The 22,341-nt window shown below is 60.8% G+C and carries 19 protein-coding genes and 1 pseudogene; 9 read left to right on the plus strand and 11 right to left on the minus strand.

From position 1 onward, the window contains the following. Nucleotides 1-89: 89 nt before the first annotated feature. On the minus strand, nt 90-950 hold the full coding sequence (locus tag LIY45_RS29440) for a universal stress protein (RefSeq protein ID WP_017480433.1): 861 nt from the start codon (nt 948-950) through the stop codon (nt 90-92). A gap of 150 nt (nt 951-1,100) precedes the next feature. Between LIY45_RS29440 and miaE the strand changes: the two genes are divergently transcribed. Then, nucleotides 1,101-1,703, plus strand: a complete 603-nt coding sequence (gene miaE / locus LIY45_RS29445) for a tRNA isopentenyl-2-thiomethyl-A-37 hydroxylase MiaE (RefSeq protein WP_008431008.1) — start codon at nt 1,101-1,103, stop codon at nt 1,701-1,703. Here miaE and LIY45_RS29450 read toward each other — a convergent pair. Beyond that, a complete protein-coding gene (locus LIY45_RS29450) occupies nt 1,659-2,864 on the minus strand; it encodes an MFS transporter (protein ID WP_226478507.1) in 1,206 nt (401 codons plus the stop codon). The genes miaE and LIY45_RS29450 overlap by 45 nt on opposite strands. A 155-nt stretch (nt 2,865-3,019) precedes the next feature. Between LIY45_RS29450 and LIY45_RS29455 the strand changes: the two genes are divergently transcribed. Together LIY45_RS29455 and LIY45_RS29460 are read left to right on the plus strand one after the other, a co-directional pair. Further along, complete coding sequence (locus LIY45_RS29455) at nt 3,020-3,727, plus strand: winged helix-turn-helix domain-containing protein (protein WP_226478508.1); 708 nt, start codon at nt 3,020-3,022, stop codon at nt 3,725-3,727. Continuing rightward, the gene (locus LIY45_RS29460; RefSeq protein WP_226478509.1) at nt 3,728-5,005 is read left to right on the plus strand and encodes an ATP-binding protein; all 1,278 of its coding nucleotides are present in this window, start codon (nt 3,728-3,730) and stop codon (nt 5,003-5,005) included. It abuts the gene before it with no gap. 131 nt (nt 5,006-5,136) lie between these two features. Here LIY45_RS29460 and LIY45_RS29465 read toward each other — a convergent pair whose 3' ends face one another. After that, a complete protein-coding gene (locus LIY45_RS29465; RefSeq protein WP_226478510.1) occupies nt 5,137-5,940 on the minus strand; it encodes a MipA/OmpV family protein in 804 nt (267 codons plus the stop codon). A 6-nt stretch (nt 5,941-5,946) separates the two neighbouring features. Beyond that, nucleotides 5,947-7,770, minus strand: coding sequence for a serine hydrolase domain-containing protein (locus LIY45_RS29470; protein WP_226478511.1), 1,824 nt, complete (start codon nt 7,768-7,770; stop codon nt 5,947-5,949). A gap of 122 nt (nt 7,771-7,892) precedes the next feature. On the opposite strand from LIY45_RS29470, the pseudogene LIY45_RS29475 reads away from it, so the two are divergent. Then, nucleotides 7,893-8,018, plus strand: a pseudogene (locus LIY45_RS29475) (DUF3313 domain-containing protein); the annotation flags it as partial. Nucleotides 8,019-8,053: 35 nt separating this feature from the next. Here the strand turns inward: LIY45_RS29475 and LIY45_RS29480 are convergent. The 3 genes from LIY45_RS29480 to LIY45_RS29490 all read right to left on the minus strand — a co-directional run bounded on the left by LIY45_RS29480 (nt 8,054) and on the right by LIY45_RS29490 (nt 10,293). Further along, the gene (locus LIY45_RS29480; protein ID WP_226478512.1) at nt 8,054-9,454 is read right to left on the minus strand and encodes a DUF1254 domain-containing protein; all 1,401 of its coding nucleotides are present in this window, start codon (nt 9,452-9,454) and stop codon (nt 8,054-8,056) included. Between the two features lie 227 nt (nt 9,455-9,681). Further along, nucleotides 9,682-10,041, minus strand: coding sequence for a response regulator (locus LIY45_RS29485; protein ID WP_226478513.1), 360 nt, complete (start codon nt 10,039-10,041; stop codon nt 9,682-9,684). Between the two features lie 57 nt (nt 10,042-10,098). Continuing rightward, complete coding sequence (locus tag LIY45_RS29490; RefSeq protein ID WP_226478514.1) at nt 10,099-10,293, minus strand: hypothetical protein; 195 nt, start codon at nt 10,291-10,293, stop codon at nt 10,099-10,101. Between the two features lie 4 nt (nt 10,294-10,297). On the opposite strand from LIY45_RS29490, the gene LIY45_RS29495 reads away from it, so the two are divergent. The 5 genes from LIY45_RS29495 to LIY45_RS29515 all read left to right on the plus strand — a co-directional run bounded on the left by LIY45_RS29495 (nt 10,298) and on the right by LIY45_RS29515 (nt 16,850). Further along, complete coding sequence (locus tag LIY45_RS29495) at nt 10,298-13,795, plus strand: response regulator (RefSeq protein ID WP_226478515.1); 3,498 nt, start codon at nt 10,298-10,300, stop codon at nt 13,793-13,795. Beyond that, nucleotides 13,796-14,611 carry a protein-glutamate O-methyltransferase CheR gene (locus tag LIY45_RS29500; protein WP_063030076.1) on the plus strand — a complete coding sequence of 272 codons (816 nt, stop codon included), beginning with the start codon at nt 13,796-13,798 and terminating at the stop codon, nt 14,609-14,611. Further along, nucleotides 14,608-15,207 (plus strand): chemotaxis protein CheB, encoded by a 600-nt coding sequence (locus LIY45_RS29505; RefSeq protein ID WP_226478516.1) that lies wholly within the window; start codon nt 14,608-14,610, stop codon nt 15,205-15,207. Before LIY45_RS29500 ends, LIY45_RS29505 begins: the two co-directional genes overlap by 4 nt. After that, nucleotides 15,201-16,406: a hybrid sensor histidine kinase/response regulator gene (locus tag LIY45_RS29510; RefSeq protein ID WP_226478517.1), complete on the plus strand. Its 1,206-nt coding sequence runs from the start codon at nt 15,201-15,203 to the stop codon at nt 16,404-16,406. The genes LIY45_RS29505 and LIY45_RS29510 overlap by 7 nt, the downstream gene beginning before the upstream one ends. A gap of 66 nt (nt 16,407-16,472) precedes the next feature. Further along, nucleotides 16,473-16,850 carry a response regulator gene (locus LIY45_RS29515; RefSeq protein WP_010171103.1) on the plus strand — a complete coding sequence of 126 codons (378 nt, stop codon included), beginning with the start codon at nt 16,473-16,475 and terminating at the stop codon, nt 16,848-16,850. 30 nt (nt 16,851-16,880) lie between these two features. Here LIY45_RS29515 and LIY45_RS29520 read toward each other — a convergent pair whose 3' ends face one another. The 4 genes from LIY45_RS29520 to LIY45_RS29535 all read right to left on the minus strand — a co-directional run bounded on the left by LIY45_RS29520 (nt 16,881) and on the right by LIY45_RS29535 (nt 22,196). Beyond that, entirely contained in the window at nt 16,881-18,551 is a 1,671-nt protein-coding gene (locus tag LIY45_RS29520) for a response regulator (RefSeq protein WP_226478518.1), read from the minus strand. Continuing rightward, nucleotides 18,548-20,050 (minus strand): ATPase domain-containing protein, encoded by a 1,503-nt coding sequence (locus LIY45_RS29525; protein WP_226478519.1) that lies wholly within the window; start codon nt 20,048-20,050, stop codon nt 18,548-18,550. Before LIY45_RS29525 ends, LIY45_RS29520 begins: the two co-directional genes overlap by 4 nt. 121 nt (nt 20,051-20,171) lie before the next feature. Continuing rightward, nucleotides 20,172-21,230 carry a tetratricopeptide repeat protein gene (locus LIY45_RS29530; RefSeq protein ID WP_017480451.1) on the minus strand — a complete coding sequence of 353 codons (1,059 nt, stop codon included), beginning with the start codon at nt 21,228-21,230 and terminating at the stop codon, nt 20,172-20,174. Between the two features lie 75 nt (nt 21,231-21,305). Next, nucleotides 21,306-22,196 carry a bestrophin family protein gene (locus tag LIY45_RS29535; protein WP_226478520.1) on the minus strand — a complete coding sequence of 297 codons (891 nt, stop codon included), beginning with the start codon at nt 22,194-22,196 and terminating at the stop codon, nt 21,306-21,308. Nucleotides 22,197-22,341: the final 145 nt, after the last annotated feature.

Genomic DNA, 22,341 nt, shown 5'->3' on the forward strand with positions numbered 1-22,341 from the left:
ACTTTTGCGCTGTTCAAAAGTGACCCGCTGTAAGAGCGGAACCAATAGCCGCCATCACCCAAGTAACGGATATGCCCCCAACCAAAGCCTCACCCATTAGCCAGCTCCTCCAGATGATCCATCAACTCCTGCGGCTTCAGCACCAGCACATCACTGTCCACCGCATCCAGCACCACCTCCGCCGTATTCCCGATCAACGCCCCCGAAATCCCCGTACGCGCCACGGTACCGATAATGGTCACCGCCGCCTGCCACTTATGCACCGCATGAGGAATCAACACATCCGCCGGCCCTTCCTCGATATGCAGATGCGTGTCATCAATATCGAATTCCGCCTGAAACGCCTTGCACTGCTCACGATAGCGCGCCTCGATCGTCTCCTTGAGCTGAAACACCGGGTCAGCCGCCGACAACATCGGCGACGGATGCGCACTGATCACATGCAACTGCGCCTTGGCCAGGCTCGCGATATCAAACCCATGATCAATGATCGAGTTATGCAGCGCCTGGTGCTCGGCATCCGAATTGCCCACATCGATGGCCGCCAAAATCACCCCGCCAGCCCACGGCGTGGACGTCTTCACCAGCAGCACCGGAGTAGGGCAGTAACGCATCAGCTTCCAATCGGCCGGCGTCAACAGCGCCTTTTTCAGCGGACTGTCCGCGAAATGCTGCTTGACCACCAACCCACACCCCTCAGCCTGCTGCACGTCGATGATGGTTTCATGCAGGCTGTCATTCCACGCCTGTTCAGTCGTGACGCTGTAACCATCCTCCTGCAAACCGGCCTTCAGCAGGCTCAACATCGCCGAATGCTCGTGCTTCTTGTCACACACCAACAGATGCAAATGGGCCCCGGTGACGCCGGCAATCAGCTTGGCGCGCTTGAGGGCCAGGCTTTCCGAATGTTCAGGCTCGATGACCACCAGGATGCTGCGGATGGCTTGCATGGTCGGGTTCTCCAAAAAGGGGGGGCGTGGAACAACTATAGTTGCTGCCCGGCACACGTCATGTTGATGCACATCAAGCCCAGTGGCTGGCGGTCTGCGGCGCGGTCGGTATAATCGCCGGCCTTTTGTGAATCTTTGCCCGTGAGCCCGATGAACCTGCCAGAAATCCACGAATTCCTCGGTTGCCGCACCCCCGACGGCTGGGTCCAGGCCGCGTTGGCCGACCAGGAAACCTTGCTGATCGACCACAAGAACTGTGAATTCAAGGCCGCCAGCACCGCCTTGAGCCTGATCGCCAAGTACCATTCCCACGTCGACCTGATCAACTTGATGTCACGCCTGGCACGGGAAGAGCTGGTGCACCACGAGCAAGTCATGCGCCTGATGAAAAAGCGCAAGATCGAGCTGCGCCAACTGTCCGCTGGCCGCTACGCCTCGGGTTTGCGCAAGGTGGTGCGCAGCCATGAGCCGGTCAAACTGGTGGATACGCTGGTGGTCGGCGCCTTTATCGAAGCCCGCAGTTGCGAGCGTTTCGAAGCACTGGTGCCGCATTTGGACGAAGAACTCGGCAAGTTCTACTTCGGCCTGCTGAAAAGCGAGGCCCGGCATTTCCAGGGTTACCTGAAACTGGCCTACCAGTACGGCGACGCCAAGGACATTGCCCAGGTCATCGACCGTGTGCGCGCCGCCGAGCAGGAACTGATCGAGTCACCGGACGTCGAGTTCCGCTTTCACAGTGGCGTGCCGGCCTGACACCACGTACACCAGCGCACCGATCAATACGGTGATCCCGGCCAACAGCAGGATCACTGTCTGTGTCCCCAGCGGTGCCGCGAATACCGCAATCAGCAATCCGGCCAACGGCTGCGAGAGGTTGTTGAGCAACGTGATCACTCCTACGGTCTTGCCAAAATCCTGGGTCGGAATCACCCGCTGGCGGATGCTGCGCATATACACGTTGAACATCTTGTCGAAACCGGTCACCAGCAGGAAGCCTGCGGCATAGGCCCAGACGTTCGGGCTGATCGCAGTCACCAGCGCACCCACGGCAATCATTGAATACGAGAGGCCGCCGAGCACCTTCAACGGCAGGGTAGCGCGCGCCAGATAGAACAGAATGACAATGGTCACCACGGCACCCGCTGCCTGCAGGCCGGCGTAGGTGTCCTTGCCGGCGGCGTATTGACCGATGACCATGGCGGCCGACGTGGCCAGGGTGACACCGATGATCAGGTTCACGCCCACCGCCAGGGCGATGATCCTTTTCAGTTCCGGCAGGCTGCGGATGTGGCCGAAGGCAATGCGCAGCGGTTGCAGCCAGATGTCATGGTGCTGCTCGAAGGTCTCCAGGTTGACCCTGGTGTTGCGCTGCCAGATCAGCATCGCCAGGTCTGCCAGCAGGAACAGCCCGGCAATCCCCAGCACTACCCAATGCCAGGCCCAGACCTCCAGCATCAGCGCCGCCACCAAGGGGCCCAGCACCAACCCGGTCTGGTCGGCAATCTGCGAGTAGGACAAGGTCTTGGCGTAGGTGTAATGCTTGAAGATATGCGGCATCACCACTTCCCGGGCCATGATGCCCTGGGTGGTCAACACGCCGCACAGCGCCGAAAGAATGACAATCCAGTAGATCCCGTCAAATGCCCCATACAGCAGCACCGCCAGCACGCAGGCAACCGCCCGGTAAACCTGGCTGATATGCAGGATGCGAACGGGAGAGAACTTGTCGCACAACGCGCCGCACACCGGGAATGACAGAAAACGCGGCAGTGACTCGACAAAAAACGCCAAGCCTGCCCAGGACACACTGTTGGTGGTCTGGAACACGATCAGCGGCACGATGAACAACAGAATCTGGTCGGCCAGGCGTGACAGGAATAACGAAATGAAGAACGCCAGGTAATCCTTGCGCATACAACTCCCTGTGAATGGCGTTAAAGATTGCAGGCTATTTGTTAAAAACTCTTAAAAGCATGAAGCTTCGTCGGCCAGTGATGGCCAGCTGCTTTAGTCTGCCGGCTTGCCCCCTATAATGCGCATACTTCAATCCGCGCGTGCACTGGAAATTTATGGATAACTTGGGTCTCGGCAGGGTCTTGCTCGTGGAGGACGATCAGAAGCTGGCAGGGCTGATCGCCCATTTCCTGTCCCAGCACGGCTTCGAAGTGCTGGCCGTGCACCGGGGTGACCTGGCGCTGGCGGCCTTCCTGGAGTTCAAGCCCAAGATCGTCGTGCTCGACCTGATGCTGCCCGGCCAGAGCGGCCTGCATGTGTGTCGCGAAATTCGCAACGTGTCCGACACGCCCATCGTGATCCTCACCGCCAAGGAAGACGACCTGGACCATATCCTCGGCCTGGAATCCGGCGCCGACGACTATGTGATCAAGCCGATCAAGCCGCCCGTGCTGCTGGCCCGTCTGCGTGCCCTGCAACGCCGCCAGACGCCGGAGCCCACGGTGCGGGGCTCCCTTGAGTTCGGCCGCTTGGCCATCGACCGCAGTTGCCGGGTGGTGAGCCTGGGCGGCGAGAAGATCGACCTGACCACCATGGAATTCGAACTGCTGTGGTTGCTGGCCAGCGCCGCCGGGAAAATCCTCTCCCGCGACGACATCCTCAACCGCATGCGCGGGATTGCCTTCGACGGGCTCAATCGCAGCGTCGACGTGTACATCAGCAAGCTGCGCGGCAAGCTCAATGACAACCCTCGGGAACCGGTGTGCATCAAGACCATCTGGGGCAAGGGCTACCTGTTCAATCCGTTCGCCTGGGAGGTCTAGATGTTACGGCTGTTTCTGCGTCTGTATATCATCCTGGCCATTGGTTTGGCGGGGGCGATCTGGCTGGTGAACTACACCTTCGATGAGCTGCTGCCGGAGGCCAACGAAACCTACAACCGTGAGGCCCTGCGCGGCCCGGCTTATGGGTTGGTGGAACAATTGCGGCCGGTGACGGGTGAAGCCCGCGCTGCTCGCCTGGTTGACTTGCAGCCGCACTACGGACTGCGCCTGGCGCTGGTGCAGAAGGACGCGCTGAAACTGACCGACCGTGAGCAGCAACTGCTGGCCGGGGGCGAGTTGGTGGTGCGGGGCGATTTCATGGAGTTCATCTCCAACATCGACGGCGGCCAGCAACTGCTGCAAATCAAGCTGCCGGAAGAGCCCAAGTGGTTGTACATGTGGGCGTATGGCTTCCTCGGCCTGTGCCTGGCGATTGTCCTGTACTTCTGGGTACGGCCCCATTGGCGTGACCTGGAGCATATTCGCCTGGCCGCGCAACGTTTCGGCGACAACGACCTCGGCTCGCGCATCCTGCTGCCGCGCCGTTCCACCGTGCGCGAGCTGGCGGGGCACTTCAACCAGATGGCCGAGCGCATCGAAAGCCTGATCGCCAATCAGCGCGAGTTGACCAACGCGGTCTCCCACGAACTGCGCACGCCGATTGCGCGGCTGTCGTTTGAGCTCGACCAACTCAAGCAACAGGCCGACCCACGGCAGAGCCGCGCGCTGATCGCCGACATGTACGCCGACCTCGGCGAGCTGGAAGAAATGGTCTCGGAACTGTTGACCTATGCCAGCCTGGAACGTGGCGCCACGCAGATCACCCGGGAAAGCATCGAGGCCCACAGCTGGCTCGACAGCGTGATCGGCAGCGTCGCCCTGGAGGCCGAGGCGGCAGGCGTGCAGTTGCTGCTGCGCACCTGTGAAGTCGATTACATCCGCATCGAGCCGCGCTTTATGGCCCGGGCGGTGATCAATCTGTTGCGCAATGCGATTCGCTACGCTGACCGGCGTGTGGAAGTGTCGCTGGTGAAATTCGGTGCCGGCTACGAAGTGCGGGTGAATGACGATGGGCCTGGGGTGCCGATGGAAGGGCGGGCGAAGATTTTCGAACCGTTCCTGCGCCTCGATGCCAGCCGCGACCGCCGCACCGGTGGCTTCGGCCTCGGCCTGGCGCTGGTGAGGCGGGTGTGCCAGTGGCACGGCGGGCAGGTTGAAGTGCTGGATTCGGAGTGGGGCGGGGCGTCGTTTCGGATGACGTGGGCGTATGCCGAATAACCACCCAGGCGCCATGGAGATCAACTGTGGGAGCTGGCTTGCCTGCGATAGCATCACCTGTGTCTGACTGAAAGACCGAGGTGCCTGTATCGCAGGCAAGCCAGCTCCCACATTTTGATTGGGTTACCAAATTAGAACCTGTACTCGACCATCCCCATCACTGACGTCTGCAACCGCCGCTCCACAATCGGGCTCTGCCCGGCTTTGTCCGCCAGGTATTGCACATCCAACAGCGTCGAAAACTGGGTGTGTTCAGTGATCGGCAAACTCCACACCAGGTTCATCCCGTTGCTGATATTGCCACCGCTGGCCTTGTAGGCCTTGAAGCGGCTCTGCGCGGCCTGGCCGGTGGTGACGCCGTACCAGGTCTGCAGGTAGTTGCTGTCGCCAAAATGGCTGCTGAGGCTGGCGTCCAGCGAACCGTAGTCGCCGTCATACAGGTGGGTGCCCAGGCTCAATTCCAGGTGGGTGAAGGCCTTGCCGGAATCCTTGTGATCATCCTCTTCAAGTGCATGCTCGAGGGTGGCGCCGAGAATCACCCCGCCCAGGTTATAGCTGCCACTGATGCCTACTTGGGGACGGGTCTTGATCTCGCCCATGCCCTTGAGTTTCTTCGAGCCCGGGCGACCGCTCCTGCTTTCATCCTTGCGATTGCCACTGGCGCCGACGTAGGCGCTGAAGCTCGCGCCGCCGCCGTCATAACCCCAGCCCAGGCCCTTGTCGGTGTCGAGGAAAATCCCCCACGGGCTGACGATGGCCGCCCCCAGCACCGGCGCGGTGACCCGCTCGTCGCTGCCGCTGTAGCGGGGCAGGTTGGCCACGCCGGCCTTGAGGGTGTATTCCCAGTCGTCGGCCAGAAGGGTGTCGGCGCTGGACAGCAGGCACAGCGACGTCAGTGAAAGGCAGAGGTTTTTTGAACGCAGGAGGGTCTTCATGTGAGGTCAGAGACTCAGGGGGTTGTGGGGAGAATCGGTTCGTTTGAACTGGTAGCCGGAGGCGCTCAGGCCATTGATCTGGCGGCTCACGGTGTCCCCCAGGCCATAGCCGTTGCCGGCAAGCACCGCGTGGGCGTTGTCCACGGGCAGCAGGATGTAGTCGGTCAGCGTCTGGTCGTGCAGTTGGCCGCGAATCACCAGGAAGCCGTTTTCCAGGCGCACGCTGATGCCGCTCAAGGGCGCGTCGGGTTCATGGGTGTTGAGCACTTGATAGGTGCCGATGGTGTCGGCCCAGGCATTACTCAGCGGGGTCTGTTCGATGCGTTCGCCCACGGGCACGCGCTGGCCATGGCTGCGGGCGGTGAGCATCTGGCGGCCTTGCACCGTCATCACGTCCAGCTGGACGCGGCCCAGTTCACCCAGGTCCTTGAGCCAGAAACCGAGGAATTTCTGCTGCGCCCGCAGCCAGCCATGGCCGTCCCGCAGCAGTTCGAAACGGGTGTCGGCCAACTCACCATACAGCTGACCGTTTTCGTCCTTGATACGGAAAATGCCCCAGGCCGTGGCGTAGAAACCGGCCAGGCGCTTGCGGTCGATAGCGGCGGGCACCTGGCGGATTTTCAGGCCATGGGCCGGCTGCTGGCAGTCGTCAGAACACACCGGCTCGCCGGTCTGGGCCTGGAGCATCAGGCGCAGGGTGTCGGTGGTCAGAGACACCACCCTCTCTTCGGCGTTGCTGTCGTTGGCCATCACGATCACGGCCAGTTGCTGGTCCGGTAGCATCGTCAGTTGCGCGGCGAAATCATCTCCGCCACCGCTGTGCTGGTAAGTGCGTATGCCGGGGCCGACCGGTTCATCACCACAAGGGGCGAGAAACCACCCCAGGCCCATCTGGCAGTCGAAGTCCAGGGCGTTGCCGGTGTTTTGCTGGGTGAACATGTCGTCAATCGACTGGCTGCTCAGCACCTGTTTGTCTTTGTAGAGGCCTCGGGCGAAGAGCATGCGCACGTAGTGGCTGAGGTCCTTGGGGCTGGTCCACAAGCCACCGGCGGCGAGGTCGCGTACCTGGGCGTCGGCGCTGACGGTGCCATCCTCATAACCCCGGGCGCGGAAGCTCAGTTGTGCGCCGGTGCCGACAAAGCTCGACTGATTCATCTCCAGCGGTTTGAGCAGGCTACTTTGCAGGCGGTTTTCAAAGTCTTGCCCGCTGCTGCGCTCGATGGCGGCACCGGCCAGGGCGTAGCCGAGGTTGGAATACGCCACTTGGGTGCCCGGCGGCGTGCTCAGCCATACCCCAGAAATACGCATCGGCATCTGGCCCATGGCGAAGGTGTTACGCACGTCCCGCAGGTGTTCGCTGGGCAGGCCGGACTGGTGGCTGAGCAGGCGGCGCAGGGTGATGTCGCGGTCGGCAGCGGTCTGGTCGGAATGAAAGCGCGAGCGGACGTAAAACTCCCGCAGGGTGTCCTGGATCGGGGCGTCGAGGGCCAGGCGCTGTTGCTCCACCAGTTGCAGGGCCGCGGTGGCGGTGAGCAGTTTGGAAAGGGCGCCGGCGCGGAACGCAGTGTTGGGGGTCACCGGTTTGCCCAGGGCTTTGTCGGCAACGCCGAAGCCCTGGGCCCAGATCAGTTCCTGGCCATTGACCAGGGCGATGGACAGGCCGGGTATGTTTTGCCTGGCCATTTCAACGGGGATGCGTTTTTGCAGGTAGCGGATGATTGCGCTGTAGTCGCCCTTGGGTATGGGCGGCGGGGCCGGCGGTTGGCCGTGGCAGCCAAGGCTGCCCAGCAGGCAACCCAGCAGCGGAATACTGCGCAATGTGCGAAACATGATGAGCACCCGAGGGGTGGTTTGGATGCTCGAATGCTAGGGGCGGGCCGTCCATCAGTCTTTGTGAGCTTTGTCGGGAAACTGTCAAAGACTGTTAAAGGGGGGCGCCCCCCCCAACCGGAGTCGTGCGCAAAGGCACCGGCAAGCCGCTGGCAAACGACTCCCAGGTGATGAACGCCGATGACGTGAAAAGCGTCATCGACGGCTGGGTGTCGGGCCTGCACCCATCCTTTTTGAAGCTAAAAAGGACCAAGCCTCAAACGGTGCGCGGCTTGAGCAGGAGCTATTTGATCGGTGTGAGCGGTGGCTGCTTCCATTGGCCGTTGCCCACTTCAGGTTTGGGCAGGTAAATGCGCAAGAGAGCGTAGAACGGACCCGGAGGTGCAGGCAGCCAGTTGCTTTGTTCCGCCTTCGGTGGTTCGTGGTGCGCAACCAAAAGCGTCAGGCCGCCGTCGGCGTCGAGCTTGAAGTTGGGCAACATCCCCGACGTGAGCAGGTAGCGCTTCTTCAGGTTGGGCGTCAGCAGTTTGGTCTTGGCGCTGTACATGGTCAGTGACCAGAATGCGTCGGCCGGTGGCAACTGGTCCTTGGCGAAGTGCAGGGTGTAGCTGTGGCGTGCGCCGTTGGCGGGTTTACCTTCGCTGTCCACGGAGTAGCGCAGGTAGGCCGTTTCATCGCCGGAGTTGCCAAACAGGTGCAGGTTGGCGCCTGCGTAGCGGTACAGGTAATTGTTTTGAAGGTGGTCGCGGTTGCCGAACAGGTCAGCACTGGATACTTGATGGGTATCGATCTTGTCTTTCTTGAAGGCGGCATACTCGGCCTTGCCGTCAGCGATGCCGTCATCCAATGCCTTGCGCTGCTCAACCGTCAGGGCCTTGAGGTCGAACGGCTTGCCCGCCTCGACGCCGATCTTGGCAAAACGCGCGAGCACGTCTTTCTCGCTGTCCTGCGGTGCGGCGTAGGCCAGCATGAAGTTCAGGTAGCGGAACAGATGCACGCTGTCGCTCATGTTCGGCGTAGGCTTGGGCCAGGCGATTTTCGGCGGCTTGATGGGTTTGGGCTGGTTCACGTAGCTGCTCAGGGTCTGGACCTTATAGCCGCTCTGGATCTGCCTGACTTTGCCCAGGTCCTTCTCATCGAACAATTGAGTGCGGTACAGGGCGTAGGCGATGTTGCTTTCGCTGTACACGACGCGGTCGATATCGGTTGGCTGCTGGCCATTCCAGCCCGGGCCGGCAACCATGTAGTGGCCACCGTTGTTGCCGGTACTACGGGTACCCAGATAGCCGAAGTTCTGCGTATAGAGGTCGATCAACTGCACGGCGTAGTAGCGGTTGTCTTCGATCTTGGGCAGGGTCAACACCACGGGCTCGGCCCGCAGATCGAGCCAGACAAAGGAGTTGGGCGTGTCCGGGTTGGGGGTGGGTATCGCTGTGTCTTTAGGGGTTATCGCCTGCGCGGTGTTCCCGATATGGTTGAACGGCGCCTTGAAGTTCGGCCCGGTCTTGTCGACGGCCTGGGCGTAGAGGGTCTTGTACATCTCCACCACCGGGAAGCCATAAAGGTAGGCTTCCTTGGCAATGGCCCGGGCTTCACTCGGCGTGGCGGTGAAATCGGCCCAGGCGCCGGTACTCATGAAAATCGAGAGGCTCGCCAACAGCAGGCGCGTCGGTGTTCGAATCATGTTGTTGCGTCCTTACTGAATCAGTCGGAAGTCGTCGAGTTTTCAGCTGTTATCAAAGCAGGCTTCGGTGGGCGCGTACAGTCGCAACTGACTGAACTTTTGCGCTTCAGGCAGAGTTTGCACTCAGTTGCTCAGGAAGTCTTTTGGCACGTGAGGTTCAACGCAAAGATCTGTCGACATCCACGAGATCAAAGTGCCGCCTGTGGAAGGCGGCAGCGGGGGGGAAGTCAAAGCAGCATGGATTTGACTTTGTCACGCAACTGATCAATCGAGAACGGTTTGCCAATCACCTGGGTGCCAACGGGTACATCGATATTCTCGGCATAACCACTGGCGAACAGAATCGGCAGGGCAGGTCTCAGTTCACGGGCGTTGGCGGCCAGTTCCGCGCCGCTCATGCCTGGCAGGCCGTGGTCGGTCATCATCAGGTCGATGGTCTGGGCGGTATCTTTGATGATACCCAGGGCGAGTTCAGCGTCTGCCGCTTCAAGCACCCGGAACTCCAGCTCTTCGAGGACATCGACGATCAACATGCGCACGATGGTGTCGTCTTCGACTACAAGGATGGTGGAGGCTGAGGCGGACATAGTGAGGGTTCCCGAGAAGTTGAGGGGGCAGGTCTTGAGCAGTCGAAAGACCATCCTCTAATGAGTCGCGTCAATCTCGGCAAGTTCCCGAAACAGGGTCAGCATTGTGCCGGGATTGAGTGGAAATGTCCCGTTCGAGGAATCGATGCGCAGGCGCGTCAGGTAATCAACGCCACTATGGCCAGCAGAAAAATAGCGCTCAAGCGCAACTTTGGGGCAAACTCCCCGTTTTTCCGTATTTGGCCAAGGCATGCCCATGACTCCCGCGTCGACTGTCGATGAGAAAAGCTTCCGTAAATTGCTGGGCCGCAACGTGGCGCTGCCGTTGGGCGTTGGCGTGCTCAGCGCAGTGTTTTTCGTCGTTCTGATCACTTACCTGCTGTCGGTGATTCAGTGGGTCGAACACACCGACCGGGTGATCAACAATCTCAACGAAACCTCGAAACTGACCGTGGACCTGGAAACCGGCATGCGCGGCTTCCTGATCACCGGCGATGAACACTTCCTCGACCCGTATGAAGTGGCCAAGCCGCGGATCATTTCGGACTTGCGCAATTTGCAGGCACTGGTGGCAGACAATCCAGAGCAGGTGGACCGGCTCAAGCGTCTGGAATCGTTGCAACAGGCGTGGAACACCTACGCCCAGTCGATGATTGATATGCAGCGCCAAAGCGGTGATTTCCGCAGCGCCGTGAAAGCCGGGCGTGGCAAAAGCCTGACGGACGAGATTCGCAAGGAGTACGACCGGGCGGTGGCGATGGAGCAACAATTCCGCATCACCCGCAATGAAGACGTTACCCGTACCACGATCATCAGCGTCACTTTGTACCTGGTGTTTGTGCTTGGCCTGAGCGGGTTTCTCGCGTATGTCGGTCGAAAGAATCTTCTTGAACTTTCAAACAGTTACAGCGAAAACCTCATGTCACAGCAGAGGATCGCCAAGCGCCTTGAGCAGCAAGCCTGGCTGCGCAACGGCCAGACCGAACTGGCCGAGCAGGTCCTTGGCCAGCTGACGCTGAACCTGCTGGGCCGCAACATCCTGCAGTTCTTCGCCCAGTACATGGGCTCGGCGGTGGCGGCGCTGTACGTGCGTGAAGAGCACGGTGGCCTTACACGCGTGGCCACTTATGGCTTCTCCCGGGAGCAAGAGCAGCAGGAACAGTCGATCTATAACGATGAAGGGATCGTCGGCCAGTCTGCCCGCCAGGATCGCCTGATTCGCCTGGACGATGTGCCGGTGGACTACTTCAAGGTCAGTTCCGGCCTCGGCGAAGGTTCGACCCGCAGTGTGATGGTGGTACCGACCAGCGACGATGGCCGGGTCAACGGGGTGATCGAGCTGGGTTTCCTACGTACACTGGAAGACCGTGATGTCGAACTGCTGGAGTTGATTGCCGAGAATATCGGCACCTCCATCGAAGCCGCCCGTTATCGTCAACGTCTGCAGGAAGTGCTGGCCGAAACCCAGCAGCTTAATGAAGAGCTGCAAGTGCAGCAGGAAGAGCTCAAGACCGCCAACGAAGAGCTGGAAGAGCAATCGCGCATCCTCAAGGAATCCCAGGCTTTCCTGGAAACCCAACAGGCGGAGCTGGAACAGACCAACGAACAGTTGGCCGAACAGACCCAGACCCTGGCCGACCAGCGCGATGCCATGGATCAGAAAAACGTTGAACTCAATCGCGTACAGATCGAGCTGGAAGAGCGCGCCGACGAGTTGCAGCGCTCCAGCAAGTACAAGTCCGAGTTCCTCGCCAACATGTCCCACGAGCTGCGTACGCCGCTGAACAGCTCGTTGATCCTCGCCAAGTTGCTGGCGGAGAACCCCCAGGAAAACCTCAGCGCCGAACAGGTCAAGTTCGCCGAGTCGATTTATTCGGCCGGCAACGACCTGCTCAACCTGATCAATGACATCCTCGATATCTCCAAGGTCGAAGCCGGCAAGCTGGAAATGCGCCCGGAGAACACCAGCGTGGCACGCCTGGTGGATGGCTTGCGCGGCATGTTCGAGCCGCTGGCGGCCGACCGCAAGCTCGGGTTCCAGGTGGAGGTGCAGGAAGGCTCGCCGCACATGCTGTTCACCGACCGCCAGCGCCTGGAGCAGATTCTGAAGAACCTGCTGTCCAACGCCATCAAGTTCACCGAGCAAGGTGAGGTCAGCCTGTCGGTATCCCGGGCGCCGGGGGAGGGCATTGCCTTTACCGTGCGTGATTCGGGGATTGGTATCGCCCCGGACCAGCAGGAAAGCATCTTCGAGGCCTTCCGCCAGGCCGATGGCACCACCAACCGCCGTTACGGCGGCACCGGCCTGGGCCTGTCGATCTCCCGGGACCTGGCGAACCTGCTGGGCGGCTATATCAGTGTCACCAGCGAACCTGGCCAGGGCAGCATCTTTACCCTGGTGGTGCCCGAGCACTATGTAGAGCGTGACGAAGACACCCCGGCGCTGGAACAGCCGCGGGCGGTAGTCCCTGTGCCTGCACCGGCGCCGATCAAGGTGTCGCCGATGCCGATCGCCCATGAAGCGCAGATCCCGCGTTTTATCGATGACCGCGACAAGGCCCCGTTCGCCACGCGTTGCATCCTGGTGGTGGAAGATGAGCCCAACTTCGCCCGCATCCTCTTCGACCTCGCCCATGAACTGGGTTACCACTGCCTGGTGGCCCATGGCGCAGACGAAGGCTACGCCCTGGCGGAACAGTACATTCCTGACGCGATCCTGCTGGACATGCGCCTGCCCGACCATTCCGGCCTGACCGTGCTGCAACGCCTCAAGGAACACGCCGGGACCCGCCATATCCCGGTGCACGTGATTTCCGTCGAAGACCGCGTTGAAGCCGCCATGCACATGGGCGCCATCGGGTACGCGGTCAAGCCGACCACCCGCGAGGAGCTCAAGGATGTGTTCGCCCGCCTGGAGGCCAAGCTGACGCAGAAGGTCAAGCGGGTGCTGCTGGTGGAAGACGATGACTTGCAGCGCGACAGCATTGCCCGCCTGATCGGCGACGATGACATCGAGATCACCGCCGTGGGCTTCGCCCAGGAGGCATTGGACCTGCTTCGCAGCCACATCTATGACTGCATGATCATCGACCTCAAGCTGCCGGACATGCTCGGTAATGAGCTGCTCAAGCGCATGTCCACCGAGGATATCTGCTCGTTCCCGCCGGTGATCGTCTACACCGGGCGCAACCTGACCCGGGACGAAGAGGCCGAACTGCGCAAGTATTCACGCTCGATCATTATCAAGGGCGCACGCTCCCCCGAGCGTTTGCTGGACGAGGTCACACTCTTTCTGCACAAAGTCGAATCCCAGCTGTCCCATGAACGCCAGACAATGCTCAGGACCGCCCGCAGCCGCGACAAGGTCTTCGAAGGGCGCAAGATCCTGCTGGTGGATGACGATGTGCGCAATATCTTCGCCCTCACCAGTGCCCTGGAGCACAAGGGCGCGATTGTCGTGATCGGCCGTAACGGCCGCGAGGCAATCGAGAAACTCAATGAAGTCGATGACATCGACCTGGTGCTGATGGACGTGATGATGCCGGAGATGGACGGTTACGAGGCCACGGCCTTGATCCGCCAGGACCCGCGCTGGCGCAAGCTGCCGATCATCGCGGTGACGGCCAAGGCCATGAAGGACGATCAGGAGCGTTGCCTGGCGGCAGGTTCCAACGATTACCTGGCCAAGCCCATCGACCTGGACCGGTTGTTTTCATTGATTCGCGTGTGGCTCCCCAAGATGGAACGGATTTAATTGGAAAGAAGCACTGACATCGAACTGCGCTTGCTGATTGAGGCGATTTACCTCAAATACAGCTATGACTTTCGTGATTACTCCGGGGCCTCGGTCAAGCGCCGCGTGGCCCATGCGCTGCGCCAGTTCGACTGCGCCACCATCTCGGCCTTGCAGGAGCGCGTGCTGCATGACCCGACGGCGTTCATGCAGTTGCTGCAGTTCCTGACGATTCCGGTCAGCGAGATGTTTCGCGACCCCTCGCACTTCCTGGCGATTCGCCAGGAAGTGGTGCCGCTGCTCAAGACCTACCCGTCGATCAAGATCTGGATCGCCGGCTGCAGCACCGGGGAAGAGGTGTACTCCATGGCCATCCTGTTGCGTGAGGAAGGCTTGCTGGAGCGCACCATCATTTACGCCACCGACATCAATCCACGGTCCCTGGAAAAAGCCAAGCAGGGGATTTTTTCCCTTGAGAACATCCGCGCCTATACCCACAACTACCAGCAGGCCGGTGGCCAGCGTTCGTTCGCCGATTACTACACCGCGGCTTACGATCATGCGATCTTCGACAAGACCCTGCGGGAGAACGTGACGTTTGCCGATCACAGCCTGGCGACGGATAGCGTATTCTCAGAAACTCAGTTAATTTCCTGCCGTAATGTACTGATTTACTTCAATAAAAAGTTGCAGGATAGGGCGTTTGGATTGTTTCATGAGTCGCTGTGTCATCGCGGCTTCCTGGTGCTGGGCAGCAAGGAAACCCTGGATTTTTCCGGCTACAGCAAACAGTTCGAACCTTTGGTCAAGCAAGAACGGATCTACCGAAAATTATGAATGAAGCTGCTGCCAGCCCGGTATCCGGGATCGAGGCTATTGTGATCGGCGCTTCCGCAGGCGGTGTCGAGGCGTTGCTGGGCATTTTTGGTGAATTGCCGGCCAACTTCAGCCTGCCGATCATCACGGTGCTGCACCTGCCGGACGAACGCCGCAGCCAGCTGGCGGAAGTGTTTGACCGGCGTGTATCGATGAAGGTGGTGGAAGCGCGGGACAAGGAAGTGATCCAGCCCGGCACCCTGTATTTTGCCGGCCCCGGTTATCACCTGTCGGTGGAGCATGACCGCAGCTTGTCACTGAGTCAGGAGGACCGCGTGCACCATTCCCGGCCAGCCATTGACTACCTGTTCGAGTCGGCCGCCGATGCGTACGGCACCGGTCTGATGGCGATCCTGCTGACGGGCGCCAACCAGGACGGCGCCCGTGGCCTGGCCCATGTCAAACAGTGCGGTGGTATGACGGTGGTCCAGGATCCCGACGAGGCGCGGGTCGCCGTCATGCCCCGGGCCGCCCTGGCGCTGCATACACCTGACTATATTCTTCCCTTGAGCCGCATCGGCACCTTGCTGGCTTCCCTGGAATCCTCCCCATGTTAAGTACTGTCCAGGCCAAACTACTGATCGTCGACGATCTGCCGGAAAACCTGCTGGCCCTTGAAGCGCTGATCAAGCGCGAGGACCGCCAGGTCTACAAGGCATTGAGCGCCGACGAGGCCTTGTCGCTGCTGCTGGAGCACGAGTTCGCGATGGCCATTCTCGACGTGCAGATGCCCGGCATGAACGGCTTTGAGCTGGCCGAGCTGATGCGCGGCACCGAAAAGACCAAGAACATCCCGATCGTGTTTGTCAGTGCCGCCGGTCGTGAGCTCAACTACGCGTTCAAGGGCTACGAAAGCGGCGCCGTGGACTTCCTGCACAAGCCGCTGGATATCCATGCGGTCAAGAGCAAGGTCAATGTGTTCGTCGACCTGTATCGCCAGAGCAAGGCGATGAAACAGCAGGTTGAAGCCCTGGAGCAAAGCCGCCGCGAGCAGGAAGCCTTGCTCACGCGCTTGCAGGCCACCCAGGCTGAACTGGAGCAGGCCGTGCGTATGCGCGATGACTTTATGTCGATCGTGGCCCATGAAGTGCGCACGCCCCTCAACGGGCTGATCCTGGAAACCCAATTGCGCAAGATGCACCTGGCCCGGGACAACGCCGCGGCCTTTACCATGGACAAGATGCACGCCATGGTCGACCGCGACGAGCGGCAGATCCAGAGCCTGATCCGCCTGATCGAAGACATGCTCGACGTGTCGCGCATCCGCACCGGCAAGCTGTCGATTCGCCCCGGGCGCTTTGACCTGACGCAACTGGTGCACAACCTGCTGGAGAATTTCGCCCCGCAAGTGGCGGCGGCCGAGTCCTCGGTGAAGTGGGTCCAGGAAGGGCCGGTGGAGGGCAACTGGGACGAGTTCCGTATCGAACAGGTGGTGTCCAACCTGCTGACCAACGCCTTGCGTTACGGCGCCAAAAGCCCGGTGGAAGTGCGGGTGTACGCCGAGCATGGCGAAGCACGGGTGGAAGTGCGTGACCACGGGATCGGTATCAGCGAAGACAACCAGAAGCGGATCTTCCAGCAGTTTGAACGGGTGTCGGCCAACCACGCCGTGGCGGGCCTGGGCCTGGGGCTGTTTATCTCCGAGCAGATTATCGCGGCCCACGGCGGGAGCATTGAGGTCGAAAGCCGGATAGGCGAGGGCGCCTTGTTCCGCGTCTGCCTGCCGTTAGCGCCTGCGCCAGGAAATCAATCGTGAATCCGACGCAACCTCTGCGTGACCCCATGGTCGTATCAGCAGCAATTGACCGGACAAAGGCTTCCCATGAGTGAAGATGCACAAGATGTTGTACTGATCGTCGAAGATGACGAATCGATTATGTTTGTGTTGGGCGAGTACCTGTCGGGGCTTGGGTACCGGGTGTTGAAGGCGATTGACGGTGAGCAGGCGTTCGAAATCCTCGCCACCAAGCCGCACCTGGACCTGATGGTCACCGACTATCGCCTGCCAGGCGGTATCTCCGGCGTGCAGATCGCCGAGCCTGCGATCAAGCTGCGACCGGAATTGAAGGTGATCTTTATCAGCGGTTACCCGCAGGAGATTCTCGACTGCAACAGCCCGATCACGCGCAATGCGCCGATCCTGGCCAAGCCGTTTGATCTGGATACGTTGCAGGAACATATCCAGCGCTTGCTGGCTTAACGCCTTGCGAAGAGGGAGCGCGCTCCCTCTTCAAGCCTTGATCATCTCCCTCACCGTTGCCGTCAACAAATCAAAGGTGAAGGGCTTGGTGATCATCTGCATGCCCGGGTCCAGAAAGCCGCCCCGTACCGCTGCATGCTCTGCATAGCCCGTGATAAACAACACCTTTAAGTCCGGTCGCACCTGCCGCCCGATTTCCGCCAGTTGCCGGCCGTTCATACCGGGCAGGCCAACGTCGCTGATCAGCAGGTCAATCCGCTGGCTGGACTCGATGATCGGCATGGCACTGTCGGCGTCACCGGCTTCGACGAAGGCATAGCCCAGTTCGCTCAGCACGGCGCTGACCAGCACCCGCACGGCCGGGTCGTCTTCGACGATCAACACCGTCTCGCCAGCGTTGGCGAACGGCAGCAGTGCCGGGTTGAGCGGTTCGTCTGCAATGACCTCGCCGACAAACCGCGGCAGGAACAGGCTGACGGTGGTGCCCTGGCCCACCACGCTGTGGATAGACACATGCCCATGGGACTGGCGCGCAAACCCGTAGATCATCGACAACCCCAGCCCGGTGCCCTGGCCGATGGGTTTGGTGGTGAAGAACGGGTCAAATGCACGGCTGATCACGCTCTCGGGCATGCCGCAGCCGGTGTCGCTGACGCTCAGTTCCACATAGTCGCCGGGTGTGAGGGTGCCGTAGGCGGCGGTAAACACACTGTCCAGGTGGCGGTTGGTGGTTTCCACCACCAGTTTGCCGCCGTTGGGCATTGCATCCCGGGCATTGATGGCCAGGTTGAGCAGGGCGCTTTCCAGTTGATTGGGGTCGACTTCTGCGGTCCATAACTGTTCGGTCAGGCGGATGTCCAGGGTGATGCTTTCGTTGAGGCTGCGTTGCAGCAGCTCACCCATCGAACTCACCAATTGATTGATCTGTACCGGTTTTGAATCCAATGACTGGCGGCGGGAAAAGGCCAGCAAGCGGTGGGTCAGGGCCGCCGCGCGGTTGGCTGAAGTGACACCCAGGTCGATCAGGCTGTCGAGGTCTTCGGTGCGGCCCCGGGCAACACGCCTTCGCAGCAGTTCGAGACTGCCGATAATCCCGGTCAGCATGTTGTTGAAGTCATGGGCGATACCGCCGGTCAATTGGCCGACGGCTTCCATTTTCTGCGACTGGCGCAACGCCTCTTCGTTATTGCGCAGCTGCGCCGTGCGTTCTTCCACCTGTTGTTCAAGGGTTTCCAGCGTGCTTTGCAGGCGCTGTTCGCTCTGGCTCAGGTCGATCAAGCGGTCACGTGCCTCGTATTGCCGGCGGCGTCCGCGCAGGGCCGTGGTCACAAGGCTGATCAGGGTGATCGGATGGAACGGCCGCTCCAGGAAGGTCACGTTGCCCAGCAGTGTACTCAGGTGGGATGAGCCATTCTGTTCGCTGCCGCCATGATGAGTCATCAGCACGATAGGCAGGTCCGACCAGGCCGGCTGTTGGTGCAGGTAGCTCAGTAGCGGCTCCAGGTCGATACCGCGCAAGGCTTCGGCGGCCACAATCAGCACGCCGGCGCCCTGTTCCAGTTCCTCGCACAGCATCTGCAAATGGCTGGCGATGATGCCGTTGAACCCGGCTTCATTGAGCATCATCAAGGCGAGGGAGCTGTCGCGGCCCAGGGGCGCCAGGATGATCGCCCGTTCGGAAATGGCCGGTAGGCCACTCATGAACTTTCATCCTTGAGCAACGGGTTATCGGTGCCCATGTAGGTCGGCACGCCGCGCAATACCCCCTGGAACGCTTCGAGGGGTTCGCCGATGGTCATGCCCCGGCCTCCGATACGGTATTCACGGATCGTCGACTCATGACTGCCGGTGCGTTTCTTGATGATCGAAATCGCCCGCCGCACCTTGCCCAAGGCTTCGAAGTAACGCAGCAGGATCACGGTGTCGGCCAGATAGGTAATGTCCACCGGCGCCTGCATGTCACCCACCAGCCCGTGCTGGGCGACGGTCATGAAGGTCGCGGCGCCACGGCGGTTGAGGTACAGCAGCAGCTCGTGCATGTGCAGGATCAGCGCGTTTTCTTCCGGCATCGCGGCCTGGTAGCCGTTGACGCTGTCGATCACCACGGTCTTGATCCCGCGTTCGTCCACGCAGCGGCGCACCCGGTGGGAGAACTCGCCGGGGGACAACTCGGCGGCGTCCACTTGTTCGATCAGCAGGTTGCCGGTGGCTTGCAGGGCGTCCAGGTCGATGCCCATGTTGCGCATGCGCTCGAACAGCAGGCCCAGTTCTTCGTCAAAAATGAACAGGGCGGCCTTTTCGCCCCGGGAGACGGCCGCTGCGGCGAAGATCATCGAAATGAGGGATTTGCCGGTACCGGCCGGGCCCAGGATCAAGGTGCTGGAACCGGTTTCGATACCGCCGCCCAGCAATGCATCCATCTCGCGGATGCCGCTGGTGAGGGTCTGGCGGTTGTAGCCGCCACGGTGCTCGGCCGCCACCAGGCGCGGGAACACATGGACGCCGTCTTCCATGATGGTGAAGTCGTGATAGCCACCGCGGTACTTCTGGCCACGGTACTTCACGATCCGCACGCGGCGGCGCTCGGCGCCGTAGTTGGGGGTCAGTTCTTCCAGGCGAATCACGCCGTGGGCCACGCTGTGTACGGTTTTGTCGAGGGATTCGGTGGTCAGGTCATCCAGCAGCAACACCGTGGCGTCGTAGCGCACGAAGTAGTGCTTGATTGCCAGGATCTGCCGGCGATAGCGCAGGGAGCTTTGCGCCAGCAGGCGGATTTCCGAAAGGCTGTCGATGACGACGCGGGTGGGCTTGACCCGTTCCACCACTTCGAAGATCTGGCGAGTGGCTTCGCCCAGCTCAAGGTCCGAGGAATACAGGAGGCTTTGCTGGTGCTCGGCGTTGAGCAGGCTTTCGGGGGGTGTCAGTTCAAAGATGTGAATGTGTTCGTCCAGGTCCCAACCATGGGACTTGGCACCCTGGCGCAACTCACGCTCGGTTTCCGACAGGGTGATGTACAGCGATCGTTCGCCGTTTTTTGCCCCGGCCTGGAGGAAATGCAGGGCCACGGTGGTTTTACCGGTGCCGGGTTCACCTTCCAGCAGGAACAAATGGCTACGGGAAAGTCCCCCGGCAAGAATGTCGTCCAGACCTTCAATACCGGTGGCCGCCTTTGCTGTGAACAGCTCTTTGGATGTAGACAAGAAGTGCCCTCGGGTCACAAATAAGTAGTCGGCAGCGCCGGCTGGGGCGCGCCATATTTACTTGACCGTAGCGGCATGTAGCGGTTCAACGTTTTGTGTCAATTACAGCTTTTCGCAGTCCCTACAAGCCTTGCTGCAACGCCGGATCGTCCGGGTTTTGCTGTTCCAGCTGGGCCAGCAACACCTGCACATTCTGCAGCTGGCCGGTTTCCTTCCAGTAGTTGACCAGCAAGACCCGCGCCTTGCGATTGGCCGGGTTGCGCTGGACGATTTCTTCCAGTTGGCGCTGGGCGGCTTCCAGTTCCTCTTGTGCGTGCAGGGTGGTTGCCAGGTCGTAGCGGTAATCCTGATTGTTCGGCTCCAGCTCCACCGCCCGGGACAGGCTGAGCAGGGCAAACGCGCGCTCGCCATGGTGCAGCAGCCACATGCCCAAGGCATGCTGCAGGTAGGCGGAATCAGGATGGGCCTGCAACTGCTTGGCCAGGAGCTGGCGGGACTCGTCGACCTTGCCCTGCTTGTCCAGCAGTTCGATTTGCGCGACCACTGCTTGCAGGTTATCCGGTTGCAGGCGCATTGCCTGTTCCAGGGCATTTTGGGCATCGGGCAGCAGCGCACTGTGAATGTACAGCCGTGCCAGCTGAATCCAGCCTTCGGGGCTTTCGGGCTGGGCCTTGAGCAGCTTCACGTATTCGTCGAGTACCTGCTGCAACGGGCCGAAGTACAGGCCCAGGGTGTCGGGAGACAGCCCCAGCAAGGCATTGGCCGCCGCAAACCGGACGCTTTGCTCCGGGTCATCCAGCAAGGGGCCGAGCAACAGTGTGCGCTGGCCGCTGGGCACCAGGCCGACAATGCTGTGAATCGCCGCCTCACGCACCATGGGCGCGTCATTGGCCAAGTCCTTGTCCGCCAGCTTCAGGGCCTGGGGGCTGGGGTAGTTGGGCAGTTCGGCATGCAGGGCGGCGCGGCGCACATCGGAGAGGTCCGGGCGACCCAGTTGTTGATACAGCACGCGGGCGGCGCCGGGTTCGCCGTTATGCGCCTGTTTCAGGGCCTTCGCGTAGCCGTGGGCGATGGCCGGGGGCACCACCACCGGTGACGTACGGGTGAAATACCAGGTGATCAGCACAATCAACAACAGGGCGCACAGGCCGATGATGGAGTAACGGCGTGACTTTGACATGCAGGCGTCCGAAAGCTTGGCAGCTAGTGCAAAGCCACCAGCTTCGGTCAGGTCACGGCGAGTGTCAAACCCGCATCACGTCAGCACGAATTCAATGGGCTCAAGGGCCGGCGGCAGCTCGGTTTCGCCGAGGGCCGCGAGAACCTCGCGCTCCAGGGTACGCAGAATGGCGTTGCAGGGCAGGTCGTTTTCGTCAAAGCCGAAGGGGTCTTCGAGGTCGTCGCCGATTTCATCCAGGCCGAAGAAGGTGTAGCTGACGATCGCGGTAAACACCGGCGTCAGCCAGCCCAGCGGCTCGGCCATGGCGAAGGGCAGCAGAATGCAGAACAGGTAGATGGTGCGGTGCAGCAGCAGGGTATAGGGGAAGGGCAGCGGCGTGTGCTTGATCCGCTCACACGAGGCCTGGACCTGGCTCAGGCCGTATAGCCGGGTTTCGAGTTGGGTGTAGCGCCAGTCGCTGATATGGCCTTGTTCGGCGAGTGTGGAGCAGCGGGCGCCGAGGTCTTGCAGGATGCTGTCGGGGAGGTTGGGGTGGCTGGCTTTGGGGTTGACCCACGGCTTGATTGCCTGGGCTTCATCTTCCAGGCGCAGGCGGGCGATCAGGCCGTGGGCGAAGCCGCACAGGCCACGTAGTACGCTTTCTCGGTCGGTGGGGCTGAGGATTTGGATTTCGCGGATCAGCGAGCGTATTTCGATGATCATCTGGCCCAGTTGTTTGCGGCCTTCCCACCAGCGGTCGTAGCAGGCGTTGTTGCGGAAGCTCATGAAGATCGACAGTGACAGGCCGAGGAGGGTGAAGGGTGTGGCGTTGACCTTGGAGAAGTAGGCCGGGTGCAGGGTTTCGACCAGCACGATGACGGAGGCCAGCAGGGTGACCAGCAGGCTGCGCAGGGCGATGCGCTTGGCGATTGAGCCCTTGAGGGAGAACAGGATGCCGAGCAGGTTGGGTTTGGGACGGACGATCATGGGCGGGCTTCTTGGGTGGCGCAGGCTGTCAGGGTAGAAGCATGTCTGCGTTGCGTCCAATTGCTTGGGCTGACTGGGTGATTGGTGGGGTCTATCGTTGGGGCTTTGGGTGTACATATCCGTTATTTAGGTAACGGCCACTTAG

The organism is Pseudomonas sp. MWU16-30323 (genome assembly GCF_020515595.1).
GTDB lineage: Bacteria > Pseudomonadota > Gammaproteobacteria > Pseudomonadales > Pseudomonadaceae > Aquipseudomonas > Aquipseudomonas yamanorum.

Excerpts from the sequence above, each read along its gene's own strand:
- miaE (WP_008431008.1), top strand. The coding sequence starts at position 1,101 with ATGAACCTGCCAGAAATCCACGAATTCCTCGGTTGCCGCACCCCCGAC.
- LIY45_RS29460 (WP_226478509.1), top strand. The coding sequence starts at position 3,728 with ATGTTACGGCTGTTTCTGCGTCTGTATATCATCCTGGCCATTGGTTTG.
- LIY45_RS29455 (WP_226478508.1), top strand. The coding sequence starts at position 3,020 with ATGGATAACTTGGGTCTCGGCAGGGTCTTGCTCGTGGAGGACGATCAG.
- LIY45_RS29510 (WP_226478517.1), top strand. The coding sequence starts at position 15,201 with ATGTTAAGTACTGTCCAGGCCAAACTACTGATCGTCGACGATCTGCCG.
- LIY45_RS29505 (WP_226478516.1), top strand. The coding sequence starts at position 14,608 with ATGAATGAAGCTGCTGCCAGCCCGGTATCCGGGATCGAGGCTATTGTG.
- LIY45_RS29535 (WP_226478520.1), bottom strand. The coding sequence starts at position 22,196 with ATGATCGTCCGTCCCAAACCCAACCTGCTCGGCATCCTGTTCTCCCTC.
- LIY45_RS29470 (WP_226478511.1), bottom strand. The coding sequence starts at position 7,770 with ATGTTTCGCACATTGCGCAGTATTCCGCTGCTGGGTTGCCTGCTGGGC.
- LIY45_RS29485 (WP_226478513.1), bottom strand. The coding sequence starts at position 10,041 with ATGTCCGCCTCAGCCTCCACCATCCTTGTAGTCGAAGACGACACCATC.
- LIY45_RS29440 (WP_017480433.1), bottom strand. The coding sequence starts at position 950 with ATGCAAGCCATCCGCAGCATCCTGGTGGTCATCGAGCCTGAACATTCG.
- LIY45_RS29480 (WP_226478512.1), bottom strand. The coding sequence starts at position 9,454 with ATGATTCGAACACCGACGCGCCTGCTGTTGGCGAGCCTCTCGATTTTC.
- LIY45_RS29450 (WP_226478507.1), bottom strand. The coding sequence starts at position 2,864 with ATGCGCAAGGATTACCTGGCGTTCTTCATTTCGTTATTCCTGTCACGC.
- LIY45_RS29465 (WP_226478510.1), bottom strand. The coding sequence starts at position 5,940 with ATGAAGACCCTCCTGCGTTCAAAAAACCTCTGCCTTTCACTGACGTCG.
- LIY45_RS29520 (WP_226478518.1), bottom strand. The coding sequence starts at position 18,551 with ATGAGTGGCCTACCGGCCATTTCCGAACGGGCGATCATCCTGGCGCCC.
- LIY45_RS29490 (WP_226478514.1), bottom strand. The coding sequence starts at position 10,293 with ATGCCTTGGCCAAATACGGAAAAACGGGGAGTTTGCCCCAAAGTTGCG.
- LIY45_RS29530 (WP_017480451.1), bottom strand. The coding sequence starts at position 21,230 with ATGTCAAAGTCACGCCGTTACTCCATCATCGGCCTGTGCGCCCTGTTG.
- LIY45_RS29495 (WP_226478515.1), top strand. The coding sequence starts at position 10,298 with ATGACTCCCGCGTCGACTGTCGATGAGAAAAGCTTCCGTAAATTGCTG.
- LIY45_RS29515 (WP_010171103.1), top strand. The coding sequence starts at position 16,473 with ATGAGTGAAGATGCACAAGATGTTGTACTGATCGTCGAAGATGACGAA.